At 72.7% G+C, this 14,678-nt stretch carries 11 protein-coding genes and 2 pseudogenes; 4 read left to right on the top strand and 9 right to left on the bottom strand.

Features of this window, described 5'->3' with window-relative positions; genetic code table 11:
- Positions 1–33: 33 nt before the first annotated feature.
- Together IE277_RS22645 and IE277_RS22640 are read right to left on the bottom strand one after the other, a co-directional pair.
- On the bottom strand, positions 34–687 hold the full coding sequence (locus tag IE277_RS22645; protein ID WP_189955210.1) for a response regulator: 654 nt from the start codon (positions 685–687) through the stop codon (positions 34–36).
- Positions 684–1,880: a sensor histidine kinase gene (locus IE277_RS22640; protein ID WP_189955208.1), complete on the bottom strand. Its 1,197-nt coding sequence runs from the start codon at positions 1,878–1,880 to the stop codon at positions 684–686. The genes IE277_RS22645 and IE277_RS22640 overlap by 4 nt, the downstream gene beginning before the upstream one ends.
- A gap of 213 nt (positions 1,881–2,093) precedes the next feature.
- On the opposite strand from IE277_RS22640, the gene IE277_RS22635 reads away from it, so the two are divergent.
- Positions 2,094–2,678 carry a GlcG/HbpS family heme-binding protein gene (locus IE277_RS22635; protein ID WP_189955206.1) on the top strand — a complete coding sequence of 195 codons (585 nt, stop codon included), beginning with the start codon at positions 2,094–2,096 and terminating at the stop codon, positions 2,676–2,678.
- 227 nt (positions 2,679–2,905) lie between these two features.
- On the opposite strand, the gene IE277_RS22630 is transcribed toward IE277_RS22635, so the two are convergent.
- The 5 genes from IE277_RS22630 to IE277_RS22610 form a co-directional block, all read right to left on the bottom strand.
- A complete protein-coding gene (locus tag IE277_RS22630) occupies positions 2,906–3,697 on the bottom strand; it encodes a DUF4232 domain-containing protein (RefSeq protein WP_229881905.1) in 792 nt (263 codons plus the stop codon).
- Positions 3,698–3,887: 190 nt separating this feature from the next.
- Positions 3,888–6,107 carry a catalase/peroxidase HPI gene (gene katG, locus IE277_RS22625; protein ID WP_189955204.1) on the bottom strand — a complete coding sequence of 740 codons (2,220 nt, stop codon included), beginning with the start codon at positions 6,105–6,107 and terminating at the stop codon, positions 3,888–3,890.
- Between the two features lie 44 nt (positions 6,108–6,151).
- Positions 6,152–6,589 carry a Fur family transcriptional regulator gene (locus tag IE277_RS22620; RefSeq protein ID WP_189955202.1) on the bottom strand — a complete coding sequence of 146 codons (438 nt, stop codon included), beginning with the start codon at positions 6,587–6,589 and terminating at the stop codon, positions 6,152–6,154.
- Positions 6,590–6,929: 340 nt separating this feature from the next.
- Complete coding sequence (locus tag IE277_RS22615; RefSeq protein ID WP_189955200.1) at positions 6,930–8,120, bottom strand: glycoside hydrolase family 113 protein; 1,191 nt, start codon at positions 8,118–8,120, stop codon at positions 6,930–6,932.
- A gap of 215 nt (positions 8,121–8,335) precedes the next feature.
- Entirely contained in the window at positions 8,336–9,286 is a 951-nt protein-coding gene (locus IE277_RS22610; RefSeq protein WP_189955198.1) for a helix-turn-helix transcriptional regulator, read from the bottom strand.
- A gap of 224 nt (positions 9,287–9,510) precedes the next feature.
- On the opposite strand from IE277_RS22610, the pseudogene IE277_RS47360 reads away from it, so the two are divergent.
- The 3 genes and pseudogenes from IE277_RS47360 to IE277_RS22595 form a co-directional block, all read left to right on the top strand.
- Positions 9,511–10,023: pseudogene (locus IE277_RS47360) on the top strand (Gfo/Idh/MocA family oxidoreductase); the annotation flags it as partial.
- 5 nt (positions 10,024–10,028) lie between these two features.
- Positions 10,029–10,810: pseudogene (locus IE277_RS22600) on the top strand (sugar phosphate isomerase/epimerase family protein).
- 178 nt (positions 10,811–10,988) lie between these two features.
- On the top strand, positions 10,989–12,131 hold the full coding sequence (locus IE277_RS22595; RefSeq protein ID WP_189955196.1) for an acyltransferase family protein: 1,143 nt from the start codon (positions 10,989–10,991) through the stop codon (positions 12,129–12,131).
- Between the two features lie 284 nt (positions 12,132–12,415).
- Here the strand turns inward: IE277_RS22595 and IE277_RS22590 are convergent, their stop codons facing one another.
- Positions 12,416–13,771 (bottom strand): FAD-binding protein, encoded by a 1,356-nt coding sequence (locus tag IE277_RS22590; RefSeq protein WP_189955195.1) that lies wholly within the window; start codon positions 13,769–13,771, stop codon positions 12,416–12,418.
- A gap of 44 nt (positions 13,772–13,815) precedes the next feature.
- Positions 13,816–14,631: an inositol monophosphatase family protein gene (locus IE277_RS22585; protein WP_189955193.1), complete on the bottom strand. Its 816-nt coding sequence runs from the start codon at positions 14,629–14,631 to the stop codon at positions 13,816–13,818.
- Between the last annotated feature and the right edge of the window lie 47 nt (positions 14,632–14,678).

The raw sequence follows: 14,678 nt of genomic DNA, 5'->3' as shown, positions 1-14,678 counted from the left end.
GCAGCCGGCGGCGCGCGGCAGGTGCGCATGCCCTCAGGGCAGCAGGCGTTGTTCCTTTGCCACGGCTACCGCGCCGGCTCGGGTGTCCACGCCGAGTTTGTCGTAGATGCGGCGCAGATGGGTCTTGACCGTGGCCTCGCTGATGTAGAGGGCGCGGGCGATGGCGTGGTTGGGCAGGCCCTGGGCGAGGTGGGCGAGGATGTCGCGTTCGCGTGGGGTGAGGGTGGGGCGCGGGTTGCGCAGGCGGGACATGACGCGGTCGGCGACCGGCGGGGAGAGCGCCGGGCGGCCCTGGGCGGCGGCGTGGATCGCGGTGAAGAGGTCCTCGGCGCGTTCCGCCTTCAGGAGGTAGCCGGTGGCACCGGCCTCGACGGCCCGGGTGACGTCGGCGTCGGTGTCGTAGGTGGTCAGGACCAGCACATGGGGGGCGGGTTCGAGGGAGCGCAGCCGACGGGTGGTCTCCACGCCGTCGATTCCGGCGCCCAGCTGGAGATCCATCAGGACGACGTCCGGGGCGGTCCTGCGGGCCAGCGCGAGGGCCTCCTCACCGCTGCCGGCCTCGCCGACGACCTCGATGCCGGGCGCGCTGTGCAGCAGGGCGAGCAGGCCGGCGCGTACGACGGCGTGGTCGTCGCAGACGAGGATGCGGATCGGGCTGCGGCCGGGCGGCCCGGGCGGATGGGTCATTGGGGCTCCAGGGGGATCGCCGCCGACAGGGCGGTGCCCTCGCCCGGTGCCGACTCGACGGTGAGGGTGCCGCCCAGCTGGCGCAGTCGGGCGCGGATGGCGGGCAGACCGTGGCCGCGCGAGGCGCCCGCGGGGGCCTCGGGGGCGGCCGGTGTGCGGGGGTCGAAGCCCCGACCGTCGTCCGTGACGTCCAGCACGATCTGGTCGTCCAGGCAGGTCAGGGTGAGGATGGCGGTCGTGGCGGCGGCGTGCTCGCGGACGTTGGCGAGGGCGCCCTGCGCGATGCGCAGCAGGGCCGACTCCACGGGTGCGGGCAGCGGATCGGGCGGAGTGCCCTCGGTGTGGACGCGGACGGTGAGCGTGGGGGTGGTCTCGCGCTCGGCGACGGCGCGCAGGGCCTGGAGCAGGCCACCGCCCTCCGCGAGGTCGGCCGGGGTCAGATCGTGGACGAAACGGCGGGCCTCGGCGAGGCTGCGCTCGGCGATCGCGGCGGCGCTGCGGACATGGTCGCGTGCGGTGCCGGGAGCGGTGTCCCACAGCCGGTCCGCGGCCTGGAGCAGCATCCGCTGGCTGGACAGGCCCTGGGCGAGGGTGTCGTGGATCTCCCGGGCGAGCCGTTCGCGTTCGGCGAGGGTGCCCTCGCGGCGCTCGGTGGCGGCGAGGTCGCGCCGGGTGCGCACCAGATCGTCGATCAGGGCGTCCCGGCGGGCCGCCTGGCGCTGCATGACGACGAACACCGTGGTGGCGACGGCGGCGACGGCCGGCGGTGCGACCAGCACATTGGGGTCGGGCCAGCCGGCGAGACCGAGCTGGGCGGCCACGGCGAGCGCCGTCAGCAGCGCCACCAGCGCGATCGCGGCGCGCGGCGGGAGGGTGCGCAGGCCTGTGTAGAACAGCGGGACCGCGCACCAGGCGAAGCTCGGGGCCAGGACGACGAGCAGTGCCCAGGCCGCGACGACGAGACCGAGCCAGGTCAGCCGGCGTGGGCCGGGCCGGGTGCCGACCGCGGGACCGAGGACGTAGAGCACGGCGAGCAGCGCGGTGAGGGCGATGATCCAGGGGGTGTGCGGCCCGCCGGCGTGCCGGGCCAGATAGCGGGCGAGGGACGCGGAGAGCAGCACGAAGAACGCCGTGTGCATGACGACGGTGAGGGCGCGGGTGTCCTCGCGCTCGGGTGCGGGCACCGCTGACACCTCCCTGGCAGCCGCGCTGAACTGGGCAAACACCCTCCATTGTTCCCCGGCCCGAGACACCCGGGGTCATCCGATCGGATGACCCCCAGGGCAACCGGTCCGGCGACGGGAAGCGGGCGGATCCGGGCCCAGGATCGATGGCGGAAGCGACTTCGGAAACGACTTCGGAAGCGACTTCGGCCCGACTCATCCGCACCAGGAAGGTTCCTCGTCATGACCAGCCGCAAGAATCCCGCCCGCCGTGTCCGTGTCCTCGTCGGCGGTGCCGCCCTGGCCCTCGTCGGCGCGGGAGTCGTCGGGACGGTCGCCGCCAACGCCGCCGACTCCACGGGCAGCGCGCCCGCCGCCGCCCCGGTGGCGGCCCGGAGCGGCAACCTCACCCAGAGCACGCATCTCACCCTGGACGCGGCGACGAAGGCGGCGCAGGCCGCCGTGGACGCGGCCGAGAAGGACGGCCGGCAGGTCTCCGTGGCCGTCGTCGACCGCGACGGCAACGCGCTGGTCACCCTGCGCGGGGACGGGGCGGGCCCGCAGTCGTACGAGTCCGCGGAGCGCAAGGCGTTCACCGCCGTGTCCTGGAACGCGCCGACCTCGGAGCTGGCCAAGCGGCTGGAGCAGGCGCCGACCCTCAAGGACATCCCGGGCACGCTGTTCCTCGCGGGCGGCGCGCCGGTGACCGCCCAGGGTGCGCCGGTCGCGGGCATCGGGGTCGCGGGTGCCCCGTCCGGTGATCTGGACGAGCGGTACGCGCAGGCGGGTGCGGCGGCACTGGGACACGTGTCGGGTCGTGATCAGTGAGCGGGTTCTCCCCCCGTTCGCCTTGACCGCGGGACAGGCCCGGCCGGAGGCCGGGCCGCCTTGGATCGATGGCGTCAGGCGGGCTGCGGGGCGGGCGTCGCCGGAGCGGCCGCGACCTTGCGGGTCTCGCGCGCATGATCAGCAGGCCGTGGACCACCCTCGGCGTGGGTGGAGCGGGCGGCCCCGGCCGCCGTCTTCGTCGGGGCCGCCCGCTGGTCGAATGACGGTCAGGAAGGCTTCGCCGCCGAGACCGCGGTCGCGGTGACCGTGTTGTCGCACTCGGCGAACTCACCGTCCGAGAGGGCGACTTGGTGCGCGCCCGAACCGGGCAGTCCGACCACGAGCGTCGGGGAGACGACGGGCTTCGCTCCGGACACGCAGTATCCGTCGGCCTCGCCCTGGACCTGGTGGAAGGTCAGCTTCACCCATGCCTTGCCGCCCGGCGCGAGGGGCACGGCCGACGCGATGCCCGTGGGGGTCACCTTCAGCGGGCTGTTGTGCTCGGGGGAGCCGTTGCCCGCCGTGGCCACCGTAGGGTGGCCCCGCAGGACGCACGTGTGCCCGGAGGTGTTGGTGAACTCGACGATCGCCGCGCCGGTGCCGGTGCCGTCCGGACGGACGGCCGCCTGGTAGGCCGTCGCCGCCACGGCCGTCAACGGGCATGTGGGCGTCGTACCGGCGGGGGTGCCGGACACGGGGGAGGCCGGGGCGCCCGGAGCGGTCGATGTGCCGCCGCCGGCGGGTCTTGAGGCCGACGGGGCCGTGGGTGTGTGGCTCGCGGCGGCGGGGGCGGCGTGCGACGGAGCGGTGGGGGCGGCGTGCGAGGGGGCGGCGGAGACCGGGGCCGGGGAGGACGTCTTGGCCGCCCCGGCGTCGCCGCCCGACGTGCACGCCGTCAGCGACAGTGCGGCGGCGATCACGGCTGTCGCCGACGCGGCGAGGCGGGTGGTGTTGCGGTGGTGCATGGGGTCCCCCGATTCCGGTGTCCATGGCGCGACCGGCTCCGTGCCGGTGCTCACGGTCGGAGACAGAGCGGAAGGACCCAGGGTTTCCGCTGTGGCTCGCCTGTGACGATCGTGGATCACCTGTGACGATTCCGTGAGGGAAGGGTTCTGCCCCGCCCGCAACGACGAGGGCGTCCGGGCCGACCTGTGCGGGTCGGCCCGGACGCCCTCGAAGCGGTGATCAGGTGGTCAGGTGGTCAGGTGGTCACACCAGGTCGTACCGGTCCGCGTTCATGACCTTGACCCACGCGGCGACGAAGTCCTTGACGAACTTCTCCTTCGCGTCGTCGCTGGCGTACACCTCGGCGACGGCACGCAGCTCGGAGTTGGCGCCGAAGACCAGGTCGGCCCGGGTGCCGGTCCACTTGACCGCGCCGGAGGCGTCGCGGGCCTCGAACTCGTCCTGAGCGGAGGAGGTCGACTTCCACTCCGTGTCCAGGTCGAGCAGGTTGACGAAGAAGTCGTTCGTCAGCGCGCCCGGCCGGTCGGTGAGGACGCCCTGCTTGGACCCGTTGTGGTTGGCGCCGAGGACGCGCAGACCGCCGACGAGGACGGTCATCTCGGGCGCGCTCAGCCGGAGCAGATTGGCCTTGTCCACCAGCAGGAACTCGGCCGGCAGACGGTTGCCCTTGCCGACGTAGTTGCGGAAGCCGTCGGCGGCCGGCTCCAGCGCGGCGAACGACTCCACGTCCGTCTGCTCCTGCGTGGCGTCGACACGGCCCGCCGTGAACGGCACCTCGACCGCGACACCGCCGTCCGCGGCCGCCTTCTCGACGGCGGCGGAGCCGGCGAGCACGATCAGGTCGGCCAGCGAGACCTGCTTGCCGCCCTTGGCGTTGAAGGACTCCTGGATGCCTTCCAGAGCGCGCAGCACATGGGCCAGCTCGTCCGGGTTGTTGACCTCCCAGCCGCGCTGCGGCTCCAGGCGGACACGGCCGCCGTTGGCGCCACCGCGCTTGTCGCTGCCGCGGAAGGAGGAGGCGGCCGCCCACGCCGCGGAGACCAGCTGGGAGACCGTGAGGTCCGTGCCGAGGATCTGCTCCTTGAGGGAGGCGATGTCCGCGGCGTCGATCGGCTCACCGGCGCGCCGCGGCAGCGGGTCCTGCCACAGCAGTTCCTCGCTGGGGACCTCGGGGCCGAGGTAGCGGACGACCGGGCCCATGTCGCGGTGCGTCAGCTTGTACCAGGCGCGGGCGAAGGCGTCCGCGAATTCCTGCGGGTTCTCGTAGAAGCGGCGCGAGATCGGCTCGTAGATCGGGTCGAAGCGCAGCGACAGGTCGGTGGTGAGCATCGTCGGGAGGTGCTTCTTCGACGAGTCGAACGCGTCCGGGATGATCGCCTCGGCGTCCTTGGCCACCCACTGGTTCGCGCCGGCCGGGCTCTGGGTCAGCTCGTACTCGTACTCGAAGAGGTTCTTGAAGAAGTTGTTGCTCCACCGCGTCGGCGTCTCGGTCCAGATGACCTCCAGGCCACTGGTGATGGCGTCCTTGCCGACGCCCGTGCCGTGGCTGGACTTCCAGCCGAGGCCCAGCTGCTCCAGCGGGGCGGCCTCGGGGTCCGGGCCGACGCTGTCCGCCGGGCCGGCGCCGTGGGTCTTGCCGAAGGTGTGGCCACCGGCGATGAGGGCGACGGTCTCCTCGTCGTTCATCGCCATACGGCGGAAGGTCTCACGGATGTCGCGGGCGGCGGCGATCGGGTCGGGGTTGCCGTTCGGGCCCTCGGGGTTGACGTAGATCAGGCCCATCTGGACCGCGGCGAGCGGGTTCTCCAGCTCGCGGTCACCGGTGTAGCGCTTGTCGTCCAGCCAGACGGTCTCGGGACCCCAGTAGACGTCCTCGTCGGGCTCCCACTCGTCGACGCGGCCGCCGGCGAAGCCGAAGGTCTTGAAGCCCATCGTCTCCAGCGCCACATTGCCCGTGAGGACCATGAGGTCGGCCCAGGAGATGCTCTTGCCGTACTTCTTCTTGACCGGCCAGAGCAGGCGGCGGGCCTTGTCCAGGCTCGCGTTGTCCGGCCAGCTGTTGAGCGGGGCGAAGCGCTGCTGACCGCCGCCGGCTCCACCGCGGCCGTCGCTGATGCGGTACGTGCCGGCGCTGTGCCAGGCCATGCGGATCATCAGCGGGCCGTAGTTGCCGAAGTCGGCGGGCCACCAGTCCTGCGAGGTGGTCAGTACCTCGGCGATGTCCCGTTTCACGGCCGCGAGGTCCAGGGCACCGAAGGCCTCGCGGTAGTCGAAGTCGCCGCCGAGCGGGTTGGCCACGGCCGGGTTCTTGGCAAGGATCTTCAGGTTGAGCCGGTCCGGCCACCACTGGCGGTTGCCACCGCCCTGGGTGGGGTGCGCGGCACGGTCATGGGCGACGGGGCAGCCGCCGCTCGCCCCCTCCGGCTTCGCGTCTGCGACGGTCGCGTCGTGGTTCTCGGTCATGGCAATCCTTCCGAACTGTGCGGAACTCGGTGCTCAGGAACTGCTCAGGAACTGCGGCCGGTGGAACAGTCGGGGCAGGTGCCCCAGTAGACGACCTCGGCCTCGTCGATGGCGAAGCCACGGTCGTCGGAGGCGGCCAGGCAGGGGGCGTCGCCGACCGCGCAGTCGACGTCGACGACGGCGCCGCATGACCGGCACACGATGTGGTGATGGTTGTCCCCCACGCGTCCCTCGTACCGCGCCGGGTGACCGGCCGGTTCGATACGGCGGACGAGGCCCGCCGCGGTGAGGGCGTGAAGGGCCTCGTAGACGGCTTGGAGGGAGATATGGCCTACGCGGTGGCGCACCCCGGAGGCGATCGACTCGACGCCGAGGTGGTCGCCCGCCCGGACGGTCTCCAGCAGCGCGACGCGGGCTGCCGTCACGCGCAGGCCGGCACCGCGGAGCTCCTCGGCGGTGGTCGGGGTCGGGGAGGCGGTCATGAGGCCGAACCTACCCTCATAAACACGAGGGATTCAAGAAAACGAACGATGCAATTTGAGTCGCGGGGCGTCGCCCGCCGGCCGTCTCCCGTTCCACTCCCGCACCCGCTTCCCTGCCCGCCCGAATGTTTGCGTTCACCTTTGCCTTCGTATGGGCGGGTCGGCGGGGGGATCGGGGACATGCCCGCATCATCCGGCCCCGGATCGGCGACGGCGGCGCGGCAAGCCGGACGGTCCTCCGAACGGGTGAGCCGGAGCGGCCGTGGTCCGGCGTCCGGCCGTCACGGCGTGGCGGGCGGGGTCCGGCCCCTCGTCGACGGCCCGGCCGTGCCTTCGCGGGTCAGTGGGCGTGGCCGCGGCCGGTACGCGCGCAGCGGTAGCGGTGGGCCAGGGCGTGGAAGGCCTCCTTCGGTTCCCAGTGCCAGCCGGAGGCGGGGTCGTCCGGGCGGTCCTTGACGGTCCTGGTGATGGCGTAGCTCGCCAGGTCGAGATCGTGGCGGGGATCGTCCGGCCGGTGCGGGGCGTCGGGGGTCACGAACTCGAAGGCCATCGCCGCGTACAGGTTCATCGAGGAGAAGACGTCGAGGAGGTGCGTGAGATACGTCGCCTGGGTGCGCTCGCTGCGCACCGGGTGGCCCTTGATCTCCGGGGGGTTCTTGTCCTGGTCGACGATGTCCCAGCCCATGCCGGCGGTCTTGGGCGCCCCGACGTACGCACAGGTGCCGAACTCGGTGATGGCCAGCGGCTTGCCCCAGCGCAGATGGCGGCTCAACTCCCTTGTGTAGTCGGCCTGGTGGGGGAAGTACGAGTAGTAGTCGATGCCCACGATGTCGAAGAGGCGCCAGTCGACCTCGTCGTCCTGGGCGGCGGCGTAGCTCAGCGGGCCGTGGAAGACGGAGCGGCCGACCGCCGCCGCCTTCGCTGTGAAGCGGTCCAGACGGCGCTGCATCGCGATGGGGTCCACCGTGCCGTCGAGCAGGTTCCGGATGCGTTCGAGGACGGTGTCACCGGGGATGATGCCGGGCACGTACAGCCAGAACTCGCAGCCCACGCTGAGATCGACGGCGGCACCGTGCCTGCGCAGCCGCTCCGCGAACCGGCCGGTCTCGGCGAGGTGTTCCAGGATGTCCCGTTCGGGGGCGTCACCGAGCGTCGGCTGGAGCCAGATCCGCAGCCCCTGTTCGGCCGCCTCCGCGGCGGTGGCCGTGAGCCGTTCCACGCCGTCACCTGTCACGTCGACGGTGTCGGCGCACAGCTCGTCACGGATGGCCCGGATGTCCTTGCGCATCCGGCTCGCGCTGAAGGCCGTCCCCGGCGTCTCCCCCTCGCCCACGGTGTACACGACCCCGTGCCGACGCAGCCCGCCCCGCGCGGCACGGGTCCGGCTCGGGCCGCCCCGCACGGCGCGTATCCGGCCCGGGCCCTCCTGCGCGGCGTGGGCCCGGCCCGAGGGCAACACGGCCGCGGCGAGCCCCGCGGACGCCATACCGGCCAGGAACTGTGCGCGCTTGATCCCCTTGGTCCTCTGCATACGGCCACCCTGCCGGGCCCGGCCGCACCGGCGCCCTCCGCCGACGGTCTACGGCGTGGGGCCAAAGGATGGGAGCCCGTCGCCGAAGGTTGGACATCCGGCACCGAAAGTCGCGGCACGTCCCCTTCCAGTGGCACCGAGTGACCCCCGTGGCACAGAGTCCCCACGGCAAGCAGGAAAACAGCTCCTGCCGATCGCCGGCCCAGTGCCGCACGTCAGGAACGCGAGGTGGGCGAGCGCTCAGCGCCGGGCGCGGTGGAGCCGGCGGCGGACTCCGGACCGGTGTCGGCGTCGGCCGCCTCCCGGTCGGGGGTGGCCGGCCACGGCGGCGGCGCGGACGGGCGACCCGTCTCGGTGGCCGCCGTCGAACCGAGTGACTGGAGGGCGCGGGCCGTCGCCGAGCCCGCCTCGGCGTGGTAGATCGCCAGGATCTGGCCGCCGGAGTCGCTGAGGGGCAGTTTCTCCCGGCGCAGTTCGAGCATGCCGGCGCGCGGGTGGCGCAGCCGCATCGAGCCGCCGGCCAGCGGGGAGACGTCGTGCCGGGCCCACATCCGCCGGAACGGTTCGCTGGCCAGCGACAACTCGCCGACCAGCTGGACGATCCGCGGATCGTCGACCTCGCTGCCGACGGATGCGCGGAACCCGGCGACCAGACCGCCGGCCGCCTGTTCCCAGTCCGGGTGGAGTTCGTGCTCGTCGGGGTCCAGGAAGATCGCGCGCAGCCGGTTGACGCCCGGCCGTATGTTGGGCGATACGGCGGTGGCCAACCGGTTCGCGGCGAGCACCTCGAACATCCGGCTCTCCACGAACGCCGGCAGGTTGATGACGTCGAGGAGCTGCCGGATCCCGGTCGGCACCACCTCACGGCGCGGCCGCCGGGTCGCGGCCGGGCGGGCGGTGGACAGGCTCAGCAGATGCTGTGTGGCGGTCGCATCCAGCCGGAACACCCGGGCCAGGGCCTCCAGCACCTGAGGGGAGGGGTTGCGGTCGCGGCCCTGCTCCAGGCGGAGGTAGTAGTCGGCGCTGATCCCGGCCAGGGTGGCGACCTCCTCGCGCCGCAGCCCCGGGGTACGGCGGACGCCGACGACCGGAAGCCCCACGCCCGCCGGGTCGGTCAGCTCGCGTCGGGCCCGAAGGTACTCCCCGAGCGCGTTCGGCCTGCTCATACGGCCGATCCTACGAGCCCGAGCGGCGCCGCGCCTGGCCCTGTCACCCCCAGGCTGGGGCGCCCGCCCCCGATCGAGCCGCCCCGCCACGGGCGACCGCTGGACGGGGAGGGAAGGTCAGGCCGGCGGCGAGCCGCTCGTGCCCCGCACCACGGGCTTGGGGTCCAACTCCTCCGCCCTGGATCCCAGTTCGGGATTTACGGCGAACCGGACGGCGTGTTCGGATGGCGGCCCTGGACACGGCGGTGCACGAGGTGGACGTCCTGCGCCGGCTGCTGGACGACGAGATCGTCTCCACCCAGGTGGTCACCCCGCGCGCCACGAGCAGGCGGTTCGCCCATCTGCGGGACCCGCAGATCATGCTCTTCGAGACCGCCGAGGGCGTCCGTCTCGACCTGGAGGTCTTCGTCAACTGCCGGTACGGCTACGACATCCAGTGCGAGGTGGTCGGCGAGGACGGTCCGGTCCGGCTGCCCGATCCCGCCGCGGTCGGCGTGCGCACCGGCGGAGCGCACAGCACCGGCGTGCCGGCGGACTGGGTGGGCCGCTTCGCGGACGCCTTCGACACGGAGTTCCGCGAGTGGATCGCGGACCTGGCCGCCGGCCGGGAGCCCGTCGGCCCATCGGTCTGGGACGGCTATGCGGCCACCGTCATCACCGGTGCGACGGTCGAGGCACTGGAGTGCGGGCGGGTCGTCGCCACGGACCTCAAGCCCCGCCCCGCGTTCTACGGAGGTGCGGAGTGGAGATCACCCTCGATCCGTACATATTCCGCTCTTTACCGATCGACGACATGGTGCGCACGGTGGCCGAACTCGGCCATGAATACATCGAGTTGTCGCCGCACGACGACTTCATGCGTGCTGCCGCTGTACCGGTGGTCCTCGCCCGACGAGCGAGCGCCAGGCGGTCGTCCGCTACTGGAAACGGATGATCGAGATCACCGCCGAGCTCGAATGCCCGCTGATGAACTCGGAGTTCAACGGCCGGCCCGGGCAAGCCGCGCAGAGCGAGGCCGCGTTCTGGCGCTCGCTGGAGGAACTGTTTCCACTGTTCGAGCGGGAGGGCATCGCGCTGAACCCGGAGGCGCACCCGGACGACTTCCGCGAGGAGAACACCGCCGCGGTCGGCCTGGTCCGCGCCATCGACAAGCCATGGGTGAACTACCTCTACCGCGCCCCGCACACCTTCCATCTGCCGGGGGCGGACCCGACGGCGGACATCGCGGCCATGACGCGCTACGCGGGCGACAAACCGCATCATGCACACATCGCGGACACGTTCGACCACAAGGGTTCCCCCGGGCTGCGGTACATCCTCAACCCGCCCGGCACCCCGGCCCGGATCCGCCGGCATCCGGACATCGGGCAGGGCGAGATCGACTGGGCCGCGTTCTTCGATACGCTGCGGGAGCTGAAGTTCGACGGCGTGGCCACTGCCTGTGTGTTCGCATGGGATGAGCGGGCCCGGGATTCCTCGGCGTTCATGCCGGAGCGGATCTCGAAGGAGCTGCCCGCAAGCTGATCAAGGCGGTGCACGGGATGTCACTCGTACGGGTGCACCCAGTCCGGCCTTCCGTGGCATATGGGAGGGTCTGTCGTTCGGCAGCAGTGTGATGTTTGCCATGTGACGTAATGGATCTGGGGTAAACGGGCATCCTTCCCCGTCATGCCCCAAGCCAACCCTCTGCGCAGGTGATTCGATGACCACGGCGACGACCCGGGCGCTCCGGACGACGCCGCCCGCCCGTACCGGCGATACAGCCGGCCGGGACTCCCCAGCCGCCGCCATGCCCCCGCTCCCGTCCCTGACGGGACTGCGGTGGATGGCGGCGCTGCTGGTGTTCGGACTGCATGTGAACAACTTCGGCTATTTCGGAGGTACCGGCGGCCGCCTCGTTTTCTGGGGATTCGGTGCCGGTGCCACCGGAGTGTCGTTCTTCTTCGTGCTGTCCGGATTCGTACTGACCTGGTCGGCCCGGCCCCGCGACCGCGCGCTCGCCTTCTGGAGACGCCGTATCGCACGGGTCTACCCGGTGCATCTGGTCACCCTGATCGTGGCGCTGGTCATGGCGTACACGCTGGCGCACCAGCCGGTGCCGTCGCACAGACAGGCCCTGTCCAATGTGCTGCTGCTCCATTCCTGGTGGCACCCCTGGTGGCAGACCCTGAACCCGGTGAGTTGGTCCCTTGCCTGCGAGGCGTTCTTCTACGCCTCCTTCCCGCTGCTGATCCTGCTGCTGCGCCGGGTCGGCGTGCGCGGTTCGGCGCTGCTGGCCGGTCTGTCGGTGGTGGCGGTACTGGCGCTGGCCTGGACGGACGCCCACCACTGGTGGACCTACACGCTGTACTCGTTCCCCGCCGCCCGGCTCCCCGAATTCGTCCTCGGCGCGGCGACCGCGCGGCTGGTGCTGCTCGGCCGCTGGCGCGGGCCCGGCCTGGAGGCGTCGCTGGCCCTGGCGGTCATCGGCTATTTCCTCGTCCCTCAGGTCACGCCCGGCTACTCCGCCACGGTGTGCACCATCGCCGGGTTCGGGCTGCTCATCCCGGCCGCGGCGGTCGCGGACGTCCAGGGGCTGCCCTCGCTGTGGCGGCGCCGGCGGCTGGTGCGGCTCGGTGAGCTGTCGTTCGCCTTCTACATGATCCATCTGCTGGTGCTGCGTGCCGGTACCGAGTTGCTCGGGACGAAGCCGCACTTCGGGCTGCTGGCGGGGGTGGCCGTGACGACGACCGCGTTCGCGGTGTCGCTCGGGCTGTCCTGGGTGCTGTACGAGGCGGTGGAGAATCCGGCCAGACGTCTGCTGCTGCGTCGCCGGCGGCGTCCGGCGCCGGCGAAGACGCCCTGACGGACGGGCCGGGAAAATGCCCTCGGCTCCTCGGCGGCAGGCCTCGTGCCGACGCGCCACGAGGCCGTGAGGGCCCCCGGCCACCCTCTGAGGGGAGCGACCCCCGGCTCCCCTCCCCCGCCGCCCCAGGCATCCGCCGACGCCCTCGGGCCCGCCCCGACGCCCTCGGGCCCGCCCCGACGCCCTCGGGCCCGCCCCGGCGGCCTGGCTCCCCGACGCCGCCGTCCACCACGAGCCGGGCCTGCACGGCGGGCTCGCCGACACCCGGGTCACTGCGCGGGCCTTCAGAACCGCATGCCGTGCCCCCGCGCCAGGACCAGGTGGGGGTCGTGGCGCCGTTTGGCGTCGGCGAGGGCCGGCCAGGCACTGCCGTAGTGGTCCCGCCAGTCGGCGTCTGTCATCGGCAGGGCGTTGACGGGGTAGGCGACGGCGCCCTGGGCCCGGGCGAGTTCGTAGGCGGCGCGGTTGGCGGCCACCATCGCGGCGGCCTTCTCGGGGCTGCCCGGCTCGCCCGTGCGCAACAGGGCGAGAAGGTAGAGGACCCGACCGGGCGGGCGGCGGAAGAGGGGGGCGCGCAGCCGGTCCGAGAGCAGCGGGTACAGCAGGACCAGGCCGGTGTCGCGCAGGTCGGCGAAGGCCGGGTCGGCCAGTACGGCACGGACCACGGACTCGGCGCTGTCCTGCGGCAGCAGCAGGTTGAGCCATGGGTGCGGGTGGTGCCACTCCCCCGTGGCCCGCAGGACCTCCTCGTCCGTGTCCACACGACGGGCGAACTCGCCGTGTTCGAGGTCCTCCGTCTCCACGGCGGCGGGGTCGTGCGCGAGTCCGTCGAGCAGGGTGGCGTCGTCGGGCGGATACGTCCCGGCGTGCGGGGCCACGGCCTCGATCATGTACTGCCAGCCCTGTGCGCCCGCCGGCCGGGCCTGGCCCTCCAGATACGCGAAGCGCTGCTCCTCGGCGAGCCGTCGCTGGTCGGTGAGGTAGCGGGTGAGGTCGGCGTAGTACAGGCAGTAGCGGCGGATCCGGGTGGGCGCGGGCACCAGTCGCAGGGTGACGGCCACGAGAACGGCGCACTGGCCGAGGCCGGCGAGTACGCAGTGGAACAGCTCCGGATCCCGGTCGGGTGAGCAGACCCGGTGCTCCCCCGCCCCGGTCACCACCTCCAGCTCCAGGACCTGGTCGGCGACCAGTCCGTGCCGGTGGCCGGCGCCGCCGAGTCCGCCCGCCGACAGCACACCGCCGACACCCGCGCCGAGATAGTCGGTGAGGACCGGCGGGGTGCGCCCGTGCGGCAGGGTGGCGGCCAGTACCTCCCGCCACAACGCGCCTGCCTGGACGGTCACTTGGCCGTCCGCCACGGGACCGACCCGGTTCAGTGCCCGTAGATCCAGCACGATCCCGCCGCCCGCCTGGCCCTGCCCGTACATCGAGTGACCGCCGCCGCGCACGCTCACCGGGATGCCCCGGGGCCCGGCGAACTCCAGCAGCGCGGCGATCTCGGCGGCGGACCGCGGCCGCAGGACACCGAGCGGCTCGGCACGCACGAGGTGGCCGAAGTCCTGTGCGGCCTCGTGGAGGGTCTCGGGCCGGGTGTCCAGGGCCGGTCCGAAGCGGGCGGCGAGATCGTGGGCCGTCGTCATGCCGGAATCACATCAGAGGGGCGCGGGGCGCGTCGAGATCGCCCTCAACTGCCGTGCGGTGTCCGGTTGTCGACGAGACTGAGGAGTGTGGCGTGAGTCTGCGGATCGGCCGCGGCGATCAGTCCGTCCGCGCCGGTGAGCACGGGCTCGCCGTGCAGACCGGTGACCGTGCAGCCCGCCGCCCGGCACAGGGCGATCCCGGCCGCGAAGTGCACGCTGTCGCGCAGGTCGCCGTCGGTGACATAGGCGGCCCGGCGGCCGGCGGCGACCCAGGCCACGGCGAGCGTGCTGGAGATCACCCGGGGCCGGAACCGTTCGGCGAAGCCCGGGTCGGCGAGCAGTCGGGCGGGGTGGAATCCGGGCGCGTTGGGGAAGGGCGGGTCGAGGTTGACGTCCACCAGCGCGGATCCGGCCGAGGGCGTCAGCCGCTCGTCGGCGTCGTCCCCGCGGACCCAGGCCGCCTCGCCGTCGGTCCAGAACACCTCGCCGCTGAACGGGTCGGCGGTCGCGGCAGCCGTGGTGTCGGGTCCCGTGCGCAGGGCGACGTTCACGCCGACGAGCATGGTGCGGACGGCGTAGTTGAGGGTGCCGCACAGTGGGTCGACGAGCCAGCGGCGGTGGGCGTCGGCGGCGCCGGAGCGCCCGCTCTCCTCGCCGGTCACGGCGTCGTCGGGGCGGGCGGTGCGCAGCACGTCCAGGATGGCCCGCTCGGCGGCGAGGTCCGCCTCGGTCGCGAAATCGCCGGCGGACTTGTCATAACGTGCGAGCCGGCTGCCGTAGAGGTCACGGACCACGGCGGCGCCCGCCTGGGCCGCGGTCAGCGCAAGGCGGGCGTCGGATTCCCCGTTGATGATCGACATGGGCGCAGGGTAGCCGGAAGTTCCCTGACCGCTTGAGGGGTTGGGCG

The organism is Streptomyces alanosinicus (genome assembly GCF_014650595.1).
Taxonomy (GTDB): domain Bacteria; phylum Actinomycetota; class Actinomycetes; order Streptomycetales; family Streptomycetaceae; genus Streptomyces; species Streptomyces alanosinicus.
Note: the sequence above shows the minus strand (reverse complement) of the source record. Positions and strands in the feature narration are given on the sequence as shown.